We start from the raw sequence: 21,043 nt of genomic DNA, 5'->3' as shown, positions 1-21,043 counted from the left end.
CAGAGCCAATGCCATTGCGAGGAAGATTCCGGAACCATGGACCAGCCGCTTCCCAGCCCCGACCTTTCGGCCCGCTCCCCGGATCAGCCCCCGGATCAGCCGGCATCCGTTCCGGCGCGCTATTGCGACGAAGACGATTTCCGCAAGCTGGTGCCGGTCCTGGTGGTCTGGGAAACCACGCTCGCCTGCAACCTGAAATGCCAGCATTGCGGGTCGCGCGCCGGCCGGCCGCGGCCGGACGAGCTGAGCACCGAGGAGGCGCTGGACCTCGTCGACCGTTTGGCCGCACTCGGCACCCGCGAGATTTCGCTGATCGGCGGCGAGGCCTATCTGCGCAAGGACTGGGTGGAGATCATCCGGCGCTGCCGCAGCCACGGCATCAGGACCGCCGTGCAGACCGGCGGCCGCAATCTGACCGACCGCCGGCTGGACGAAGCGGTGGAGGCCGGGCTCCAGGCCATCGGCGTCTCGATCGACGGGCTGCCCGACCTGCACGACCGGGTGCGCGGCGTTCCCGGCTCCTACGATCAGGCGATGAGCGCCCTGCGCCGCGCCAAGGAGCGCGGGCTGGCGGTGTCGGTCAACACCCAGATCGGACCCGAAACCCCCGACCATCTGCCGGAGCTGATGAACCGGATCATCGAAGCCGGGGCCACCCACTGGCAGATCCAGTTCACCGTCGCGATGGGCAACGCCGTCGACAATCCGGACCTGCTGCTGCAGCCGCACCGCCTTCTCGACGTCATGCCGCTGCTGGCCCGCCTCTACCGCGAGGGGCTGGACCGCGGGCTGCTGATGGTGGTCGGCAACAATGTCGGCTATTACGGCCCCTACGAGCATATCTGGCGCGGCCTGGGCGACGACCGGATGCATTGGTCCGGCTGCGCCGCCGGGCAGATCGGCATCGGCATCGAAGCGGACGGCACCCTGAAGGGCTGCCCGTCGCTGGCGACCTCCCTCTATGCCGCCGGCAACATCCGCGAGATGAGCGTGGAGGACATCTGGCGCCATGCCGACCGGATGCGGTTCGGCCGGCTGCGGTCGGTGGACGAGTTGTGGGGCTATTGCCGCACCTGCTATTATGCCGACATCTGCCGCGCCGGCTGCACCTGGACCTCCGAGTCTCTGCTGGGCAAGCGGGGCAACAATCCCTACTGCCATTACCGGGTGCTCGACCTCGCCAGACATGGCCTGCGCGAGCGGGTGGTGAAGATCAAGGACGCGCCGAACGAGGCCTTCGCCATCGGCGAATTCGCCCTGATCCAGGAACCGATCCCCGGCGCCGCCTCCCCCGGCCTGCCGGAGCGCGACCCGGCGACGGTGCATCGCCACGCTTATGAACGCTCCCCCGAAGGCGGCGTGGTGCCGCCCAGTCTGACGCTCTGCCGCGGCTGCAACCAGTATATCTGGCCGCACGAGACCGACTGCCCCCATTGCGGCGCCGACGTCGCGGCGGCGGCGGCGCAGCACGAGATCGACAGCGCGCGGCGCCGCGCCCTGATCTTTGAGACCCAGCGCCTGCTGGACGAGGCCAGAGCGGCGAAGCAATCGGCGGCTAGGCAATCCTTGGCGGCGCTCCCCGGATAGGCGGTTGATCGGGCACGGCTTCGGGCGGAGGGCCGCCGCCCGGAAACCGGTTCCCGACCTCGACCCAAACCGTTGACAACATGCCCGGGCGTGGGTGCAATAGCGCCCGCGAGCCGGGTATGCCGTTGGGATGTGGCGGCGCCCGCAACACTCACGAACAGGTCGGGGCAAATCATGAAAAAACTCGCTCTCAGCCTCATCGGCGCGGTCGCGGCGATTGCCATCGCCGGCCCGGCGATGGCCCAGGCCAAGAAGCCGGTCAACATCTACATCTGGAACGATTATCTGGGTGAAACGACCCTCGCCGACTTCACCAAGGCCACGGGCGCTGAGACGAAGGTCGACCTGTACGACAGCCTGGAACTGCTGGAGCAGAAGGTGCTCGTCGGCAAGTCCGGCTATGACGTGATCGTGCCGACCGCCGAGCCGACCCTGTCCCGCCTGATCCAGGCGAAGGTGGTGGGTCCGCTCGACAAGTCGAAGATCCCCAACTACAAGAACCTCGACCCGAAGGTCCTGAAGCTGCTGGAGAACTCCGACCCCGGCAACAAGTACGCCGTGCCCTATCTCGGCGGCACCGTCGGCATCGCCATCATCCCGGAAAAGATCAAGGCCGTCGCCCCCGACGTCGCGCTCGACAGCTGGGACCTGATCTTCAAGCCGGAAGTGGCGAAGAAGGTTGCGGCCTGCGGCATCACCGTGATGGATTCGGCCATCGACGTGATCCCGTCGGTTCTGAACTACCTCGGCCTCGATCCGAACTCCGAGAAGAAGGAGGATCTGGAGAAGGTCGAAAAGACGCTGATGGCGGTCCGTCCCTACATCAAGCGTTTCGTCACCGGCGAAAACATCAACATCCTGGCCGGCGGCGACGCCTGCGTCGTGATGGCCTACAACGGCGACGCCATCCAGGGCGCCGCCCGCGCCGCCGAGGCCAAGAGCGCCAAGGTCGAATACATCACGCCGAAGGAAGGCGTGCAGGTCTGGTGGGACACGCTGGCGGTTCCGGCCGATGCGCCGAACAAGCAGGGTGCGTACGACTTCATCAACTTCGTGCTCGACCCGGCCAACATGGCCAACATCTCCAACAAGGTCAGCTACGCCAACGCGGTGCCGGCCTCGCTGCCGATGGTGTCGGACGACATCAAGTCGAACCCCGGCATCTTCCTGCCGGCCGACAGCAAGCTGAAGCTGTTCTCGCTGAAGCAGATCAAGCAGACCACCGACCGCGCCCGCACCCGCGTGTGGACCAAGGTCAAGACCGGCAAGTAAGCCGATCCCCGCAAGGCGCCGATTTGTGGCGCTGGCCCGCCCCGGCCGATCCCCAGCGATGGGGAGCGGCCGGGGCGTCGTCATGAAAGAGGAACCCGGATGGCCGGTCAGCCGATTCGCAAACCCACCCGTCTGGAACCGTGGCAGGACGCGGGCCAGACGCCGTATGTCCGAATCGAAAAGGTGACGAAGACCTTCGGCGACTTCGTCGCGGTGGACGAGGTCAGCCTGTCGATCTACCGCAACGAGTTCTTCGCCCTGCTCGGCGGGTCGGGCTCCGGCAAGACGACGCTGCTGCGCATGCTGGCGGGGTTCGAGCAGCCGACCGAAGGCAAGATCTTCATCGACGGCGTCGATATGGCCGGCATTCCGCCCTATGAGCGGCCGGTCAACATGATGTTCCAGTCCTACGCCCTGTTCCCGCACATGACGGTGGAGCAGAACGTCGCCTTCGGCCTGAAACAGGACGGGGTGGCGAAGGCGGAGATCCGCGACCGCGTGGCGGAGATGCTGGGGATGGTCCAACTGTCGGCCTTCGGCAAGCGCCGTCCGCACCAGCTGTCCGGCGGCCAGCGCCAGCGCGTCGCGCTCGCTCGCTCGCTGGTCAAGCGGCCGAAGCTGCTGCTGCTGGACGAACCGCTGGGCGCGCTCGACAAGAAGCTGCGCGAACGCACGCAGTTCGAACTGGTCAACATCCAGGAAAAGCTGGGCGTCACCTTCATCGTCGTCACCCACGACCAGGAGGAGGCGATGACCATGTCCTCGCGCATCGCCGTGATGAACCACGGCGTGATCGCGCAGGTGGGCACGCCGACCGAGATCTACGAATACCCCCACACCCGCTTCGTCGCGGAGTTCATCGGCTCGATCAACATGTTCGACGGCCGCGTGGTTTCGACCGAGGGCGATCAGGTCATCGTCGCGTCGGAGGACGCCGGCTGCGAACTGCTGATCGCCCACGCCACCCCGGCGCCGGCCGGCTCCCCCGTCTCGGTCGCCATCCGGCCGGAGAAGATCGCCCTGTCCAAGGATCCGGTCGCGGACGGAGATGGCCGCAACCGGACCACCGGCATCGTGCGCGAAATCGCCTATCTCGGCGACGTGTCGATCTATCTGGTGCAGTTGCCGACCGGCAAGACGGTGCGGGTCACCGCCCCCAACGTCACCCGCCGCACCGAAATGCCGATCACCTGGGAGGACGAGGTGACCCTGACATGGCGTCCCTTCGCCGGCGTGGTGCTGACCCAATGAGGACGGTCGTCTCCGTCCTCGTTTCCGGGCTCAGCCGGATCGGGCTGTGGGGCCGCGGCGTGGTCGTCGCGGTTCCCTATCTGTGGCTGATGCTGTTCTTCCTGGTGCCCTTCCTGATCGTCTTCGGCATCAGCTTCTCCGAATCGATCATCGCCCAGCCGCCCTATTCGTCGCTGGTGGAGTGGCTGACCGACGAGGATGCCGGCACCTCCAAGCTGCAGATCCTGCTGAACATCAGCAATTACTTCCGGCTGGGCGGGGACGACCTCTACATCCTCGCCTACCTGAACTCGCTGAAGATCGCGGCGGTCACCACGCTGCTGTGCCTGGCGATCGGCTATCCCATGGCCTACGCCATCGCCAAGGCCGATCCGGCGCGGCGCGGGCCGCTGATGATGCTGGTGATCCTGCCCTTCTGGACCAGCTTCCTGATCCGCATCTATGCCTGGATCGGCATCCTCAAGGGCAACGGCGTCATCAGCAACCTGCTGGAATGGGCGGGCATCACCAGCGGTCCCGTGGAGATCCTCTATTCCGACTGGGCGGTCTATATCGGCATGACCTACTGCTACCTGCCCTTCATGGTTCTGCCGCTCTATTCCACCCTGGAGAAGATGGACCCCAGCCTGCTGGAGGCGGCGGCCGACCTCGGCTCCCGCCCGTTCAGGTCCTTCCTGCAGATCACGCTGCCGCTGTCGCTGCCGGGCATCGTCGCCGGGTCGCTGCTGGTCTTCATCCCGGCGGTGGGCGAGTTCGTGACGCCGGAACTGCTGGGCGGTCCCGACACGCTGATGATCGGCCGCGTGCTGTGGAACGAGTTCTTCGCCAACCGCGACTGGCCGGTGGCGTCGGCCGTCGCCATCGCCCTGCTTCTGGTCCTGGTGGTGCCGATCATGATCTTCCAGCATGTGCAGGGCAAACAGGCGGAGGCCGGGCGATGAAACGGTTCGGGTTCCTGTCCTGGGCGCTGCTGTTCGGCTATGCCTTCCTCTATGTCCCCATCGCGCTGCTGATCGTCTTCAGTTTCAACGAGTCGCGGCTGGTGACGGTGTGGAGCGGCTTTTCGACCAAATGGTATGGCGAGCTGATCCACAACGACACGCTGCTGGACGCCGCCCTGCTGTCCTTCCAGGTGGCGGCGGTGTCGGCAACGCTGGCGGTGCTGCTGGGCACCTGCGCCGGTCTGGCGCTGACCCGTTTCGGCCGGTTCCGCGGCCGGACGCTGTTCGGCGGCATGATCACCGCGCCGCTGGTCATGCCGGAGGTCATCACCGGCCTGTCGCTGCTGCTGCTGTTCGTGGCGATGGAGCAGTGGGTGGGCTGGCCCGACGGGCGCGGCGTCACCACCATCACCATCGCCCACACGACCTTCACCATGTCCTATGTCGCGGTGGTCATCCAGTCGCGGCTGGCCGGCATGGACGGCAGCCTGGAGGAGGCCGCGATGGATCTTGGCGCCCGCCCGGCCAAGGTCTTCTTCGTCATCACCCTGCCGCTGATCGCCCCGGCGCTGGTCGCCGGCTGGCTCCTGGCCTTCACCCTGTCGCTGGATGACGTGGTGGTGGCGAGCTTCGTCTCCGGCCCCGGATCGACGACGCTGCCGATGGTGATCTTCTCCAGTGTGAAGTTCGGCATCAGCCCGCAGATCAATGCCCTGGCGACCCTGATGGTGCTGGTGGTGGCGACCGGCATCTTCGTCGCCAGCATCGTGATGGCCCGCCAGGAACGCCAGCGCAAACGCGACGAGCAGATGGCGATCCAGAACGGCTGACCGAAGTCTGGAGGCCGGCCGGACGTCATGGTCCGGCCGGTCCACAGATCATGTCGGCACCCCATCCATCCGCGCAGAGGAGAATTCTGCCGCCATGGATGGCAATTGCCCGCTTCTTTTGCTATGTTGAAGCCATCTGCAACAGCGAAAGAGGCCGTGCCATGCGCGCGCTCCTGTGGTTCCCCTTGTTGAGGCTTGGATTCTTCAGTCCCGTTTCCAGCGCTTATTCGAACACCCGTACGGTCACCGCCCGCCGCGCCCTGCGCCCGCCGTCCGGCGCCTGATCGGCCGCTGACGGCCTTCATGCCGGCCCCCCTCCCGGCATGCCGACGCGATGTCGCGTCCGTTCAAAAGTTCCTCTGCCATAAGGCCAAGTGCCCGCTGCCGTGGACGCGATTGCCAAACGCGCGCTCCCGTGGTTAGGGTGGACCGGGACGGAAAATGTCCCAGTCTTGCGGTTTGAGGCTCGCGGCTTTTAGTCACGCGGCCGCCGTGACGGGCAGGGACTTTTAAAAAGGGTAGGGGGATCGACGCATGACGACACCGAACGCCCCGATGCCGACGGGCCAAGGCTTCCACATGCCCGGCGAATGGGCTCGCCACAGCGGATGCTGGATGGCGTGGCCGTGCCGGCCGGAAACCTGGCCGGAGGGTGCCTTCGACGCCGCGTGCGACGCCTACGCCGAGGTTGCGCAGGCCATCGCCCGCTTCGAGCCGGTGACGATGGTGTGCGACCCGGCGGATGTGGCGGAAGCCTCGCTCGCCTGCGGCCCCGGTATCCAGATTCTGCCGCTGCCGATCAGCGATTCCTGGATTCGCGACACCGGCCCCAGCTTCGTCATCGATGGCAAGGGCGGGCTGGCCGGCGTCCATTGGGGCTTCAACGCCTGGGGCGGCAATTACGAGGGCTGCGAGAAGGACCGTGAGGTCGGCCGCCTGATCCTCGACCACCTCAAGCTCCCCTGCTATTCCGCGCCCCTGGTGATGGAGGGCGGCTCCTTCCACGTGGATGGGGAGGGGACGCTGATCACCACCGAACAGTGCCTGCTCAACCCCAACCGCAATCCCGGCCTGTCGCGCGAGGAGATCGAGCGGCAGTTGAAGGACCATCTCGGCGTCGAAACGGTGATCTGGCTGGGGCAGGGCTATCAGGACGACGAGACCGACGGCCACATCGACGAGATCGCGCTGTTCGTCCGCCCCGGCGTGGTGATGGCGATCACCACCGATGATCCGGGCGATCCCAACTTCAAGATCTTCCAGGACAATCTCGACCGGTTGAAGCGCGCCCGCGACGCAAAGGGCCGCGAACTGGAGGTCATCCCGATCCAGCAGCCCGCTCGCCGCGACCTGAACGGCGTGCGCCTGACCCTGTCCTACACCAACCTCTACATCGCCAACGGCGGCATCGTCATGCCGGCCTTCGAGGATCCGGCCGACGACGAGGCCTTCCGCGTCGTCCGCAAGGCCTTCCCCGACCGCGAGGTGGTGCAGATCGCGGCCTTGGACATCGTGCGCGGCGGCGGCGGCATCCACTGCATTACGCAACAGCAACCGCTTCCCTGAAACCGGCGCTCTGATCCGGCCGGTCAGGCCGCCATGGCCGGGGACGGCCGCAACGCGCGGCGCGCCAGTTCGAACGGGATCAGCCCGACGGCAACCAGCGCCAGCAGCGCGCAGCCGAACTCCACGGTGACGAGGTCGCTGCCGGTCCGGTCGCGGATCAGGCCGGCCAGCATCTGGATGAGCGTCATCAGGATATAGAAGACGGTCATGAACCAGCCCAGCGACCATGCCGTGTCGCCCGGGGCGGAGTGGCGGGCCGGCAGGGCCAGGATGCCGCCAGCCGGCAGGCCGAGGAACAGGCCGACGATGATGCAGCTCAACATGGGCGGCGCTCCCAGGCTGAAGGCCGTCCCCGCCGCCGCGGCACCCAGCGATCCGACCGCCACCGGCATCAGCGGCCGGCCGCAACGGTCGGTCAGCAGGCCGCCCAGCGGCATGGTGGCCATGGTCACCCAGACGGTCAGGCTGACGGTGCGCGACGCCTCGGTCACCGATATGCCGGTGGAGGCCAGCAGGGCCGGCGCATAGGTCAGGAAAATCACCTGCCCGACATTGTAGGCGGTCCAGATGATGCCGGCCAGGGTGGGGAGGATGCTTTGCCGCCGGGCGATCAGGCGCAGGCTGGGCATGCTCCGCCGCCCTGCGGCGGTGGGCGTGGCGGTGGGCGTGGCGGCGACGGTGCCGGGGGGCGAGCGGTAGGTCAGCGCCACCAGAGCCGCCACCGTCAGGCAGACCAGGGTCGTCAGATGGCAGGCCCAGCGCCAGGACGCCGCCTCCGCGATCGCCGGGAACACCGCCAGCGCGACGGCAAGGCCGAACTGCCAGCTGATGAACACGATGGACAGCGCCGTCGACAGGTCGCGGTCACGGAACCATTCGGCCACCATCGCCGACACCAGCACGCTGAGCACCGCGTTGCCGGCCCCGCCGACCAGACGCCCGGCCAGGGCGGTGCCATAGTCGTGACTGACCGAAAACAGCGCGCTGCCGCCGGCCAGCAGAAGCAGGCTGAAGACCGCCAGCCGCCTCAGCCCGAACCGGCTGCTCAGCATGCCCGCCGGCAAGGCCAGCACGATGCCCGGCAGCATGAAGAGGCCCATCAACTGGCCCATGGCCGCATAGTCGCTGTCCAGATCCACCCGCGCGAACGGCATCACGGCGCCGAGGATCTGGAACTCCAGCGCCATGCAGGTGCGGGCGATGAACAGGATGGCAAGAATGAACCAGCGCATGGTCGTCGCGTCCCCTGTCCGCCGTGATCGCCGCCGTGCCCGTGCCGAAGATGACACCGAAACGCGCCTTGTCCAGCGTCCGCACCGGATCGGTGTGTTCCCGCGCGGAATGCCTGCGCCTCCTTCAAGCGCGGCGGCAGGGAACGTGGCGGCACGGCCGGTGTTCCTGTCGGGCATTCTCCCTTCCGGAAAGCCCGACGATCATGGCCGAGGACACCGCCCGCCGGCTGCAGGCACGCCCCATCGCGGTGACGAAGGCCGCTCCCCCCGTTTCCACCCAGACCATCCTGCTGATCATCACGCTGATCGTGGTGACGCTGTATCTGGCGGCGGACATCCTGATGCCGATCGCCCTGGCGGTGCTGCTCGGCTTCGTGCTGACGCCCATCGTCAGCCGGCTGGAGCGCTGGCGCCTCGGCCGCGTGCCGTCGGTGCTGGCGGTGGTGGTCCTGCTGCTTCTCGCCATCATCGGATTCGGCGCGGTGGTGGGCAGCCAGCTCGGCGATCTGGCCGACAATCTGCCGACTTATCAGCGAAACATCCACACCAGGATCGAATCCCTGCGCAGCGCCACCACGTCGACCGGCGACCGCGGTGTCATCAAGCAGGCGACCGAGGCCTTCCGCGATCTCAAACAGGAGTTGGAGAACGCCACCGGCAGCGCGACGCCGGAGCAGCAGGGCACCACCGCCGCGCCGTCGCCGCAGGGCGGTCCCGCCACCCCGCCGCGCCGCGAACCCGTGCCCGTGCGCATCGACCAGTCCGACACCGGCGTGTTCGACCTCGTGCGCCGGTTTCTCGGTCCGGCGATGACGCCCATCGCCACAGCCGGCATGGTGCTGGTCTTCACCATCTTCATGCTTCTGAAGCGGGAGGATCTGCGCGACCGCCTGATCCGTCTGGTCGGGTCCGGCGACCTCAGCCGCACGACGGAGGCGATGAACGACGCCGGCGAACGGGTCAGCCGCTATCTGCTGATGCAGGTGGTGGTGAACGTCACCTACGGCATTCCCATCGGCGTCGGGCTGTGGCTGCTGGGCGTGCCGAACCCGCTGCTGTGGGGATTGATGGCCACGGTGTTGCGCTTCATTCCATTCCTGGGGCCGGTGATCGCGTCGGCCTTTCCGATCCTGCTGTCCTTCGCGGTCGACACCGGCTGGACCCTGCCGCTTCTGTGCATCGCCCTGTTCGTGGCGGTGGAGCTGTTCTCCAACAATGTGGTGGAGCCCTGGCTCTACGGCACTGCGACCGGCTTGTCCTCCCTCGCCATCATCGTCGCGGCGGTGGTGTGGACGACGCTGTGGGGGCCGGTCGGGCTGCTGCTGGCGACGCCGCTGACCGTCTGTCTGGTGGTGCTGGGGCGCCATGTGCCGCAGCTGCATTTCCTGGAAGTGATGCTGGGCGACCGTCCTGTCCTGCCGGACGAGGCGAAGGTATACCAGCGCCTGCTCGCCCGCGATCCCACCGAGGCGACGGAGCTTGCCGAGGAGCGGCTCGCCGCATGCAGTCCGGTCGAACTGGCCGACGGCCTGCTGCTTTCCGTCCTGTCGCTGGCCGAGCAGGACCGCCAGCGCGGTACCCTGAACCCGGAGGGCCGCCAGGCGGTGGCCGAGGGCATGGCGAGCCTGCTGGACGAGTTGAGCGACACGGTGGCCCCGGCCGGCGACGCCCCCCATGTGCTCTGTGTCGGCGTCCGCAACAATCTGGACGAGGCGGCGGCCGGGCTTCTGGCCTATCTGCTGACCGGCCGCGGCATCCAGACCGATGTCGTGCCGTGCGAGAAGGTGTCATCGCGCACCATCGCCAGCCTGGGCACCGCCGGGGTGGATGCGGTGGTGCTGTCCTCCCTCAACCCGTCCGCCCTCGGTCACAGCCGGCGGCTGGTGCGCCGCCTGCGCCTGCATTTCGGCCCGCGCGTGCCGATCCTGCTCTGCCTGTGGAGCGCCCATCCGGAAGCCGAGGTGCCGGAGCGCGCCAGCGCCGAGACCGACGCCAGTCTGGTCGCCACCGGCATGGCCGGCGCCCTGGCGCAGCTGGAGGAACTAAACTTCGGTATGGTTGCGGCCCCGGCTGCGGAGCCGACGTCTCCGCAGCTTTAGGCCGCCGCGGCCCAGCGGTTGCGCCCGGCGCGCTTGGCGATGTACAGCGCATCGTCGGCCGCCTGGATGCAGGCATCGGCCGTCCGCCCCTCGCGGTACGCGGCGACGCCCAGGCTCAGAGTCACGATGATGGCGTGGTCCTGATGAGTGATGGGTTGGCGGGCGATGATCTCCCGCAACTTTTCCGCCACCGCTTCGGCGTGGACCTGATCGGTGTCGGGCAACAGGATCAGGAACTCCTCGCCGCCCCAGCGGGCGCACAGATCGTGCCCGCGCAGGTTCCGCCGAAGGAGGCCGGCGGTTTCCACCAGAACATGGTCGCCGGCGGCATGGCCGAAGGCGTCGTTCACTTCCTTGAAATGGTCGATGTCCAGCATGATGAGCGCGAAGCCGCCACCGCTGCGGCCGACGCGGCACAGCTCAGCCTCCAGCCGTTCGATCATCTGGCGGCGGTTGGGCAGATCGGTCAGCGGATCGGTCTGCGAGGCGGCGTGCAGCGCCCGCGCCATCTGGCGGGTGTCGGTCTGCATGCGGTCGCTGATCTTGGCGATCTTGGTCAACTGCCGCATCAGCTTCAGATGGTCGTCGGCGAGCGCGCGGAATTCCCCCATCAGCGGATGGGAGGCGTAATCCGGGTTCTCCGCAAGGCGGGCGAGCCAGTCCTGGATCTTCTGCTCCTGCAGCATCATGCCCACCGTTCCCCGCCGCAAGGCCCAGCGCCTGGGCAAACCCGTCACCTTCGCACCCTCAAGCCCGGTGCCAAGCCCGGTGCCAAGCCCGGTGTCAGCGGATTTGGTGTCGCCGGTCATGACGCCTCCTCTGCCACCGGGACCGTGGCGGTCGCACGAACCTCGGCCCGCGATACCGGCAGCCGGACGGTGAAGGCCGATCCCCGCCCCAGTTCGCTCGTCACCGAGATACCGCCGCCGTGGGTGTCCACGATGCAGCGGGCAAGGTGGAGCCCAAGCCCGGCACCGGTCGTCCCGGCGGCGTTGGACGCGCGGAAATACTTGTCGAACAGCCGCGCCGCGTCGGCCGCATTGACGCCGATTCCCTCGTCCGCGATCCGCACCGTGACCTGACCCTCGCCGGCCGAGAGATCGACACGGATCGTCCCCCCGTTCGGCGAATATTTGACAGCGTTCTCCAGCAGGTTCGAAAACACAATGGCCAAAAGGTCGCGGTCGCCAGGGATCGGGAGCGGACGGTCGGCGCCATGCAGTTCGACCCGGTGACCGCAGGCCGAAGCACCCACCTCGCCCGTCAGGGCGGTCAGCATCGCCGCAAGGTCGAAGGCCATCGGCCGCGCCGCCGCGGTGCCCAGCCGGTCGTTGGTCAGGCAGCGTTCGATCAGGTGCAGCATCCGCTGGACCGCGTTGCGGATCTTTCCCACCCGCGGCATCGCCGAAACCGGCAGCTTCGGCTCGAGCTCCAGCATCTGCGAGGCGCTGTCGATGATCGCCAGCGGCGTGCGGAATTCGTGGCTGACCATCAGCACGAACTGGCGCTGCTGGAGCGCCATCTCCTTGGTCTCGGTCTGGAGGCGGTCGCTGATCTTGGCGATCTTGCGGAACTGGCGCAAAAGCTTGCCGTGCCGTTCCGCCAGCGCTTGGAATTCCGCCAGCAGCGGGTTGTCGGCATTGGCCGGATCCTCGGCCAGCCGCTGAAGCCACTGACGAAGCTCCTGTTCCTGCGACCGCATCGTCATCCCGGGTGCTCAGTGCGCGATCAGTGCGCCAGAATTTCGAAAGGCAGCGACACGTCCTCGGCAAATTCCTCGGCCATGTCGAGCGCGCGGTCATTGTCGCGGTCGTAATGCCAGCGCACCGACACCGTCTGCCCGTTCTGATGGGCGCCGTCCAGCATCTCCAGCACGTCGATCATGCATTTGATGCTGCTGGTGTTGAGATAGCTCAGCCCGATGTCCAGCACCACCGCCGGGGCGGGGGCCTTCAGATACTCCTCCAGCCAGCCGAACACCGGCGCATAGAAGTCGAAGGAGTTCTCCGGATAGGATTCCCCTTCGATGCGCAACAGCCCGGCCGCCGGATCGAAATCGATCAGGGGCGAGCAGGAGGTTGCCTCGATCCGTAAACTGTCCATTATGCGTGTTCCGTGATTTCTTATAGCTGGACTTCAAGGCTGAAGAAGAAATAGGCGTCGTCCACGGCGCGCAGCGAGTATTCCAGCGGCCGGGTGGCCTTGCGCGCCATGTCGATCAGCCCCAGCCCGGCGCCGCTGGCGCCCGGCTCGCGCGGCTTGCGCGACTGTTCCTTGTAGACCGCCTTGAGGCCGGCCTTGTCCAGCCCGCGCAGCTTCTCCAGCATCGCCGACAGGCCGGGAACGTCGTCCGCCTCCACCAGATTGCCGGAGCTGACGACGTAATGGTCGCCATCCTTGCCGATCACCACGATGCCGCTGTTGGCCGGGATCGGCCGGCCCAGCGTTTCGCGCGACGCCGTGTAATTGCGGACGTTCTGGGCCTGCTCCACATAGACGGAGAAGACGTCCATGATCGCCGACTTCTCGATCCGCTCATTTTCCAGATGGTTGCGGACCGCCTTGCCCAGCTCCTCGATGACGCTGTGGCTGAAGGGGCCGCTGAAGCAGATCAGCAGCTTCTGCCGCGACAGCAGTTCCTGCAGGTTGAAGAGTTCGTTGCCTTTCATCGTGACTTGACGACCTGCCTTACGGGTGGACGGGGTGGGATGAGGATGCGTCCGCAGCCGAAACCGCCGCGAATGCCGGTGAAACGGTGAAGCCGACCAGAGTGATGTCGTCGCGCTGGGGCCGCTCGCCCTGATGCTCGGCCAGGGCCTGCACGAAGGCGGTCCTGCGCTCGGCCATCGGGATCGCGTCGTGCTCCAGCAGCATGGTGCTGAAGCGGCGGTTGCCGAAGCCGAAGCCGCGGGCGCCGCCGGCCTGATCGAGGAAACCGTCGGTGGTCAGGTAGAAGCTGCGGCCCGGCGCCAGTTCCACCCGGTGGGTGGCGAAGCGGTGGCCGATGTCGGAGCGGCGATAGCCCAGGCTCTGCGGATCGCCCTTCACCTCGCCGACCTTGTCGGTGCCGGAGTCGACGATGTGCAGGCCGATCCGGCCGCCGGCGAACAGCAGGTCGCCCTGGTCCGGCCGCACCAGGCACAGCCCGATGTCCAGCCCGTTGTCGAAGCGCGGGTTGTCGCGTCCGCGGGCCAGCGCCGCGCGCACCATGCGGTTCAGCCCGCCCAGGATCGCCGCCGGATCGCTGCCCGGCGTTTCCGACAGCACATGGTCTAGGATGGCCGACACCGTCATCGTCATGAAGGCGCCCGGCACGCCATGGCCGGAACAGTCGGCGACGCCGATCAGGAAGCGGCCATCCTCCAACTCGCGGAAGATGTGGAAATCGCCGCCCACCACGTCGCGCGGCCGCCACAGCACGCACAGCCCGTCCAGCCGCCGCGCCATCTCGCGCTCGTCGGGCAGGATGGCCGACTGCAGAAGGCTGGCATACTGGATGCTGTCCATCACCTGCCGATTGACGACGGCCAGCTGGTCGTTGGACTGGCGCAGTTCCTCCGTCCGTTCGGCGACGCGCTGTTCCAGCCGCTCGGTATAGTCGTGGACTGTTTCCGCCATGTGGTTGAAGGCGAGGGTCAGCTGGCCGATTTCGTCGGAACGGCTGTTGCGCAGGCGCACGCGGTAGTCGCCGGCGGCGATGGCCCCCGCCGACCGCGTCAGCCGGGCGAGCGGCGCCAGCACCAGCCGGTTCAGCAGAACGCTGATCATGCCGATGACGGCGAGCAGCGAGAAGAAGACAAGTCCGGCCATCGGCGCCAGCGCCGTCAGGGTGGCGCTTTCCGCCTCCTCCAGCGAATAGGTCATGCGCAGCAGGCCGACCATCGTGCGCTCGCCGTTGCTGCCGGACATCACGATCTGCCGTTCGACGGTCGCCAGTTCCGCCCGGCCGGCCGGCCGGTCCAGTTCCACCAGCGGTTCGCCATGGCCGCCGCGCCCGCCGGTCGCCGCCCATACCTTGACGCCGCGCACCGCCGGGTCCTCGGCCATCAGGCCACGGATCATCGCCTCCACCGCGCGGGTGTCGAACTCCCACACAGCCTGCCCCATGGCCGACGCCTGCAGCGTGCCGACCAGGGTCGCGCGGTGGGTCAGGGCGTCGCGCTGCTGCCGGCCGACCAGCACGGACGACACGCCCATGGCGATCAGCCCGACCAGCAGCGTGCAGCCGACGATCATCAGAATGACGCGTGTCAGCAGAGACGATCCGCCGGCGCGGGCGACCTCGTCACCCGATCCACGGGGGCCGGCGCCGCGAAGCGTATAGGATTCGGTGTCGTCCCATCCCGTGACGCTCATCCACATCCTCCTGACCCGGCCGATCGTGGCCTTTGCATCCATGGCGGGTTTCATGCCACCCCCGGCCCGGAGGTTCGGGGGTGCGGTAGTCCCATTTCCATCAGTAAATCCACCCCCGCGTGCAACATGCCGACAGTCATCAAGCCAGCCGGCGGGCGTCATGCGAGTGGCCGATGAGCCTATCCATAGCACGATCGAATTACTCAGTCCTGAAATAACATTTGGCAAAGGGGTGTTCATTGTCGGAGTGACCGGAAAAATCGGAACGACCGGCAACGGCCGGCGACCAAACCCAACCAAATGCGACGAACTGTGACATGCCCTCCCTTTCAAGTCGCCGAAGCCTTTGCCGGACGCGGGAATTTCCGTGGACGACCGCGCCGTCGTCCATGCTACTTTCCGGGACGGACAGCCTCCGGGCTGGCCGCGGCGGTTGCGGCGGACTTGATCTCAGGCTGGCAAGGACGGAGTGCGAAGGATGGCGTTCGGTGTTCGTGCATTCGCTGCCCCGATGGACGTCGCGGCCCGCCTCGCCCTGATCATCGGACTCGTCTCCGCGGCGCTGCCCGCTGCGGCCCGCCCGGTGACGATCCTGGCGCCGGAACTGCCGCCGATGATGACCGCCGACGGCACCGGGCGCGAGGCGTCCATCATCACGGAAACCCTGGCCGCCTGCGGGCATGAGGCGCATTTCAAGGTTGTCCCCTTCGGCCGCCACTGGAACGATTATCGCGACGGTGTGCAGGCGGGCGGCCACGTGGATGCCGTCACCACCGTTCCGGCGGGAATGGAGATGCCGGGGTCCCGCTCCGTCCCCTATATCTTCTACCAGAACGGCGCCTCGGTGCTGAAAAGCAGCGGCCTGACGGTGCGGTCGCTGGCCGATCTGGCGGGCAAGCGGGTCATCACCTTTTCCGGCGCGCCGGACGTGCTGCCGGGCCTGCGCGCCGCGATCCCCAGCTTCGGCGATTTCCGCGAGCGCGCCGACCAGATGGTGCATTCCAACCTGCTGTTCGCCGGCCGGGTGGATGCGGTGCTGGCCGACGGCCTGATCTTCGCCGAATACAACCGCCAGCTTCAGGAAAAGGCGAAATCTGCCGGCGGGTTGCCGTTCGATCCGGCCCAGCCGGTGCAGTTCACCGCCATCTTCCCGCCGACGTCCTACAGCATGGTTTTCCGCGACGAGTCGCTGCGCGCCGACTTCGACCGCTGCTTTGCCGAGCTGAAGGCGAAGGGCCGCGTCGACGCCATCGACCGCGAGTGGGTTGCGCGCTATGCCGCGACGGTCGGCGACCGTTACCTGTCCAATCGGTAAGGCAGCGGAACCGATATTGCGCGGCTTCGTTTATTCCATTCGTCCGATAGGGTTTGCGTAACCCGTCCAGGCGTTTAAGATAACCTCATACGAATGTGAATTGGGGGCGTGAGGCGTCGTGGCCCGGATCATTGTGGTCGAGGACGAAGCCGACCTTCGTGACGATCTTGTCGAATATCTCGACCGTTGCGGCTTCGAGGTGCGGGGGGCGTCGCGCGGTGCGGAACTGGACCGGCTGCTGGAGGCAGGGCCGGCCGACGTGATCGTGCTCGACATCAACCTGCCGGACGAGGATGGCTTTTCCGTCGCCCGCCGGATCCGCGCCGGCTCGCCGGCCGCCATCATCATGCTGACGGCACGCTCCAGCCTGATCGACCGCGTCATCGGTTTGGAACTTGGCGCCGACGTCTATCTGGTCAAGCCGGTCGATTTCCGCGAGGTGGAGGCGCAGGTCAAGGCGTTGATGCGCCGGATGCAGAAGGGCGCCGATTCGCCGCCCGCCGCGGACCATGTCCCGCCGCCGCCCGCCGCTCCCGTCGGTGCACCGTCGGCGGACCTGCGCAAGGCGTGGCTGTTCGACGACATCGAATGGCGCATCCAGCCGCCGACCGGCGCCGCCGTGCCGCTGACCGCGACGGAGTACAAGTTCCTCTCGCTGCTGGTCACCGCGCCCGGCGAAGCGGTGAGCCGCCAGGACATCTCCTTGGCGCTGACCGGCCGTGACTGGGACCCCTACAGCCGCTCCATCGACTCGCTGGTCCGCCGCCTGCGCATCAAGGTGGAGGAGCGCAGCGGCTGCGCCCTGCCGGTCCAGGCGGTGCACGGCGTCGGCTATGCCTTCGTCGGCCCGGTGGTGACCAGCGCGGTGGAGGACAGCACCGGCTGAGGGCGCTTTACCCCGGTCTCGGCACTCGACTCCCGGCCCTCCTTCGGCGATGGTAGCGCCCGCAAGGAAGGGACGAGAGACCGCCATGACTGATGCCACCGCCTCCGAGAACACCGCGACCGAAGCCAAGGCCAATCCGGGCGGCGACGGCAGCGGCCTGTATCTGGTCGACGGGTCGGGCTTCATCTTCCGCGCCTTCCACGCGCTGCCGATGCTGACGCGGCCGGACGGCACGCCGGTCAACGCGGTGCTGGGCTTTTCCAACATGCTGCTGAAGCTGCTGGCCGACGCCAAGGCGGAAGCGGTGGCGGTGGTCTTCGACAGCAAGCGGCTGAATTTCCGCAACGAATTCTATCCCGACTACAAGGCCCACCGCCCGGAACCGCCGGAGGAGTTGAAGCCGCAGTTCGCCCTGATCCGCGAGGCGACGGAGGCCTTCTGCCTGCCCTGTCTGGAGCTGGAGGGCTTCGAGGCCGACGACCTGATCGCCACCTACGCCCGTCTGGCGCAGGAGGCCGGCCGTCCGGTCACCATCGTGTCGTCGGACAAGGACCTGATGCAGTTGGTCCGCCCCGGTGTCGGCATGTTCGACCCGATGAAGAACAAGACCATCGGCCCCGACGAGGTGTTCGAGAAGTTCGGCGTCCCGCCGGACAAGGTGGTGGACGTCCAGGCGCTGGCCGGCGACAGCGTCGACAATGTTCCCGGCGTGCCCGGCATCGGCGTGAAGACCGCCGCCCAACTCATCACCGAATATGGCGACCTGGAAGCGCTGCTGGCCAATGCCGAGAAGATCAAGCAGCCGGCCCGTCGCCAGAAGCTGATCGAGTTCGCCGATCTGGCCCGCGTCTCCCGCCGTCTGGTCCTGCTGGACGATCAGGTGCCGCCGCCCAAGCCGCTGGACGAGCTGCGGGTGCGCGAGCCCGACCACCAGCGTCTGATCGATTTCCTGAAGGCCCAGGGCTTCCGCAGCATCGTCTCTCGCGTCGAGATGGAGATGCAGAAGGACGGCCGCATCGCCGACGGGGCCGGTGGCACGCCTGCGTCCTCCCATTCGGCAGCCACCCCCGCCGCAACCTCTCCGGCGCCGGCCGAAGGCCCGGCCGGAGAGGACCGCCCGGCCCGCAAGACGGTGCTGCATGTGCCGGAGGTGCGCTATGAGCTGGTGCAGGACGCCGACGCGCTGCGCCGCTGGGTCGAGCGGGCGCGCGAGACCGGCGTGCTGGCGGTCGATACCGAGACCGACAGCCTGACCCCGGCCACCGCCACGCTGGTCGGCGTCTCGCTGTCCACCGAGCCGGGCATCGCCTGCTACATCCCGCTCGCCCATGGCGCCTCGACCGCCGCCGCCGGCCAGCTGGACTTCGACGCCCCGCCGCCGCCCAAGCAGATCCCCACGACCGAGGCGATGGCGATCCTGAAGGACGTGCTGGAGGACCCGTCGGTCCTGAAAATCGGCCACAACTTCAAGTTCGACCACCAGCTGTTCGCCCGCAACGGCATCAATGTCTCGCCGGTGGACGACAGCATGCTGATCTCCTACGTGCTGGAGGGCGGGTCCCACGGCCACGGCATGGACGAGTTGGCGGAACTGCACCTCGCCTACACGCCGATCCCCTTCAAGGAGGTCTGCGGCACCGGCAAGAACCAGATCACCTTCGACCGCGTGCCGCTGGATAAGGCGCTGGCCTATGCCGCCGAGGATGCCGATATCACGCTGCGCCTGTGGACGCTGCTGAAGCCGCGTCTGGTGGACGACCGCATGGTCACCGTGTACGAGACGCTGGACCGCCCGCTGGTCCCGGTGGTGGCGGACATGGAGCGGGCCGGCGTGCGCATCGACAAGAAGGCGCTGTCCGACCTGTCGCAGAGTCTGTCTGTCCGCCTCGCCGAGATCGAGAAGGACGTCCACACGCTGGCCGGCCAGACCTTCAACATCGGCTCGCCCAAGCAGCTGGGTGAGATCCTGTTCGACACGATGAAGCTCGGCACCGGCAAGAAGGGCAAGACCGGCGCCTATTCCACCGACAGCAGCGTGCTGGAGGAACTGGCGGAGCAGGGCCACAGCATCGCCCAGCGCGTGCTCGACTGGCGCCAGCTTGCCAAGCTGAAAAGCACCTACACCGACGCGCTGCAGGAGAAGATCTCGCCCATCACCGGCCGCGTCCACACCGCCTTCGCGCTGGCGGCGACCAACACCGGGCGTTTGTCCTCCACCGACCCCAACCTGCAGAACATCCCGGTACGGACGGAGGAGGGCAAGAAGATCCGCCGCGCCTTCGTCGCCTCACCCGGCCATAAGCTGCTGAGCGTCGATTACTCGCAGATCGAACTGCGTCTGGTGGCGGAGATGGCGAACATCCAGGCGTTGAAGGACGCCTTCCGCGACGGGCTGGACATTCACGCCGCCACCGCCGCCCAGGTCTTCGGCATCCCGCTGGAGCAGATGACGCCGGACATCCGCCGCAAGGCCAAGGCGATCAACTTCGGCATCATCTACGGCATCTCCGGCTTCGGCCTCGGCCGCCAGCTCGGCATCGCGCCGGGGGAGGCCAACGCCTTCATCAAGACCTATCTGGAACGCTTCCATGAGCTGAAGGTGTGGATGGAGTCGATCAAGGCCTTCGCCCGCCAGCACGGCTATGTGGTGACGCTGTTCGGCCGCCGCTGCTACATGCCCGGCATCCAGGAAAAGAACGCCGCCCGCCGCGCCTTCGCCGAGCGTCAGGCGATCAACGCCCCGATCCAGGGCACCGCCGCCGACATCATGAAGCGTGCGATGAACCGCATGCCGGCCGCGCTCGCCGCCGCGGGCAGCAGCGCACGGATGCTTCTGCAAGTGCACGACGAACTGCTGTTCGAGGTGCCGGAAGCGGAGGCGGTGGACGCCGCGCGAATCGTGCGCGAGGTGATGGAGGGGGCGGCGCACCTCGGCGTGCCGCTGGTGGCGGAGGCTGGGATCGGGGATAATTGGGAAGAGGCGCACTGAGGGGGTGTTGCGCACTTCGAGGACGGCAAAATTCATCCGCCGCACCCGAAGTGCGCAACATGTTGAGTCTGCATCGTTATGTGTGTTAGCCCGGACGGATCGAAAATATCCCTTTGATAGGGAGGGGTTATCGTGACGTCCGTTGCCCAGAAGATCGCTTTCGCTCCGGCGGAGACCCGGCGCGCCCTGGTCTATGCCGCCTTGTCGCGGAGCCAGGGGGCGATCGCCAAGAACATGGATGTGGATTCGGTCGAGACATCGATCGACCGTCTCAAACGGGTACTGTTTCCTTGGATGGTGCTGGATTTCCGCGCCGAGCCGACCAAGACGAAGGCGTTGTGCATCTTCAAGATGTTTCTCGGTGACCGTGACGACGACAGCGCCGCCTACGCCAAGCTCGCCAGTGAGATGAAGACGGTCGAGCAGAACTCGAAGCTCGCGAAGAGCATGAGCTGGTTCAAACGTGTGAAGACTTCGAAGTCCCGCACCGTCGACAGCAACATCTTCGACGACATGTTCCTTCTTCATCTGGAAAGCGACCCCAAGGACACACTGAGATACCAGATGAATCAGGAGCTTTTCGCACAAATTCTCCGCACCTCGCCGACGCTCAGCCAGAGCAAGGAACTGCTGGCCGCCGTCCGCAAGGTCCGCCAGACCTGCAAGGATGCCGGCTTCAACCTGAAGAATCTCGGGTTGGGCGACAACTTCACCTGATC

Annotated in this window: 17 protein-coding genes; 11 read left to right on the top strand and 6 right to left on the bottom strand. The window is 67.0% G+C overall.

Annotated elements, in window-relative coordinates; genetic code table 11:
* Positions 1-36: 36 nt before the first annotated feature.
* The 6 genes from FZ938_RS14010 to FZ938_RS13980 all read left to right on the top strand — a co-directional run bounded on the left by FZ938_RS14010 (position 37) and on the right by FZ938_RS13980 (position 7,447).
* Positions 37-1,587, top strand: a complete 1,551-nt coding sequence (locus FZ938_RS14010; RefSeq protein WP_149199108.1) for a GDL motif peptide-associated radical SAM/SPASM maturase — start codon at positions 37-39, stop codon at positions 1,585-1,587.
* A gap of 174 nt (positions 1,588-1,761) precedes the next feature.
* Entirely contained in the window at positions 1,762-2,859 is a 1,098-nt protein-coding gene (locus FZ938_RS14005; protein WP_149199107.1) for an extracellular solute-binding protein, read from the top strand.
* A 99-nt stretch (positions 2,860-2,958) separates the two neighbouring features.
* The gene (locus tag FZ938_RS14000) at positions 2,959-4,110 is read left to right on the top strand and encodes an ABC transporter ATP-binding protein (protein WP_149199106.1); all 1,152 of its coding nucleotides are present in this window, start codon (positions 2,959-2,961) and stop codon (positions 4,108-4,110) included.
* The gene (locus FZ938_RS13995; RefSeq protein WP_149199105.1) at positions 4,107-5,051 is read left to right on the top strand and encodes an ABC transporter permease subunit; all 945 of its coding nucleotides are present in this window, start codon (positions 4,107-4,109) and stop codon (positions 5,049-5,051) included. Before FZ938_RS14000 ends, FZ938_RS13995 begins: the two co-directional genes overlap by 4 nt.
* Complete coding sequence (locus FZ938_RS13990; protein WP_149199104.1) at positions 5,048-5,881, top strand: ABC transporter permease subunit; 834 nt, start codon at positions 5,048-5,050, stop codon at positions 5,879-5,881. Before FZ938_RS13995 ends, FZ938_RS13990 begins: the two co-directional genes overlap by 4 nt.
* Positions 5,882-6,415: 534 nt before the next feature.
* Positions 6,416-7,447 (top strand): agmatine deiminase family protein, encoded by a 1,032-nt coding sequence (locus tag FZ938_RS13980; RefSeq protein WP_149199102.1) that lies wholly within the window; start codon positions 6,416-6,418, stop codon positions 7,445-7,447.
* A gap of 23 nt (positions 7,448-7,470) precedes the next feature.
* On the opposite strand, the gene FZ938_RS13975 is transcribed toward FZ938_RS13980, so the two are convergent.
* The gene (locus FZ938_RS13975; protein WP_174757024.1) at positions 7,471-8,679 is read right to left on the bottom strand and encodes an MFS transporter; all 1,209 of its coding nucleotides are present in this window, start codon (positions 8,677-8,679) and stop codon (positions 7,471-7,473) included.
* Between the two features lie 203 nt (positions 8,680-8,882).
* On the opposite strand from FZ938_RS13975, the gene FZ938_RS13970 reads away from it, so the two are divergent.
* Positions 8,883-10,778, top strand: a complete 1,896-nt coding sequence (locus FZ938_RS13970; protein ID WP_149199100.1) for an AI-2E family transporter — start codon at positions 8,883-8,885, stop codon at positions 10,776-10,778.
* Here the strand turns inward: FZ938_RS13970 and FZ938_RS13965 are convergent.
* Genes FZ938_RS13965 through FZ938_RS13945 form a run of 5 tightly spaced genes read right to left on the bottom strand, consistent with a single transcriptional unit; the run spans position 10,775 to position 15,134 of the window.
* Positions 10,775-11,587 carry a GGDEF domain-containing protein gene (locus FZ938_RS13965; RefSeq protein ID WP_149199099.1) on the bottom strand — a complete coding sequence of 271 codons (813 nt, stop codon included), beginning with the start codon at positions 11,585-11,587 and terminating at the stop codon, positions 10,775-10,777. The genes FZ938_RS13970 and FZ938_RS13965 overlap by 4 nt on opposite strands.
* A complete protein-coding gene (locus FZ938_RS13960; protein ID WP_149199098.1) occupies positions 11,584-12,486 on the bottom strand; it encodes a sensor histidine kinase in 903 nt (300 codons plus the stop codon). The genes FZ938_RS13965 and FZ938_RS13960 overlap by 4 nt, the downstream gene beginning before the upstream one ends.
* A 20-nt stretch (positions 12,487-12,506) precedes the next feature.
* A complete protein-coding gene (gene siaC, locus FZ938_RS13955; protein ID WP_149199097.1) occupies positions 12,507-12,881 on the bottom strand; it encodes a biofilm regulation phosphoprotein SiaC in 375 nt (124 codons plus the stop codon).
* A 20-nt stretch (positions 12,882-12,901) separates the two neighbouring features.
* Positions 12,902-13,447: a SiaB family protein kinase gene (locus FZ938_RS13950; RefSeq protein ID WP_149199096.1), complete on the bottom strand. Its 546-nt coding sequence runs from the start codon at positions 13,445-13,447 to the stop codon at positions 12,902-12,904.
* A gap of 19 nt (positions 13,448-13,466) precedes the next feature.
* Positions 13,467-15,134 (bottom strand): SpoIIE family protein phosphatase, encoded by a 1,668-nt coding sequence (locus tag FZ938_RS13945; protein WP_149199095.1) that lies wholly within the window; start codon positions 15,132-15,134, stop codon positions 13,467-13,469.
* Between the two features lie 478 nt (positions 15,135-15,612).
* On the opposite strand from FZ938_RS13945, the gene FZ938_RS13940 reads away from it, so the two are divergent.
* From FZ938_RS13940 to FZ938_RS13925, 4 genes are all read left to right on the top strand, one after another.
* On the top strand, positions 15,613-16,449 hold the full coding sequence (locus FZ938_RS13940) for a substrate-binding periplasmic protein (protein ID WP_246457217.1): 837 nt from the start codon (positions 15,613-15,615) through the stop codon (positions 16,447-16,449).
* Between the two features lie 118 nt (positions 16,450-16,567).
* Positions 16,568-17,335, top strand: a complete 768-nt coding sequence (locus FZ938_RS13935; RefSeq protein WP_149199094.1) for a response regulator transcription factor — start codon at positions 16,568-16,570, stop codon at positions 17,333-17,335.
* An 85-nt stretch (positions 17,336-17,420) separates the two neighbouring features.
* On the top strand, positions 17,421-20,324 hold the full coding sequence (polA, locus tag FZ938_RS13930) for a DNA polymerase I (RefSeq protein ID WP_149199093.1): 2,904 nt from the start codon (positions 17,421-17,423) through the stop codon (positions 20,322-20,324).
* A gap of 132 nt (positions 20,325-20,456) precedes the next feature.
* Positions 20,457-21,041, top strand: a complete 585-nt coding sequence (locus FZ938_RS13925) for a hypothetical protein (RefSeq protein WP_149199092.1) — start codon at positions 20,457-20,459, stop codon at positions 21,039-21,041.
* Positions 21,042-21,043: the final 2 nt, after the last annotated feature.

Source organism: Azospirillum oryzae, from assembly GCF_008364795.1.
GTDB lineage: Bacteria > Pseudomonadota > Alphaproteobacteria > Azospirillales > Azospirillaceae > Azospirillum > Azospirillum oryzae.
Note: the sequence above shows the minus strand (reverse complement) of the source record. Positions and strands in the feature narration are given on the sequence as shown.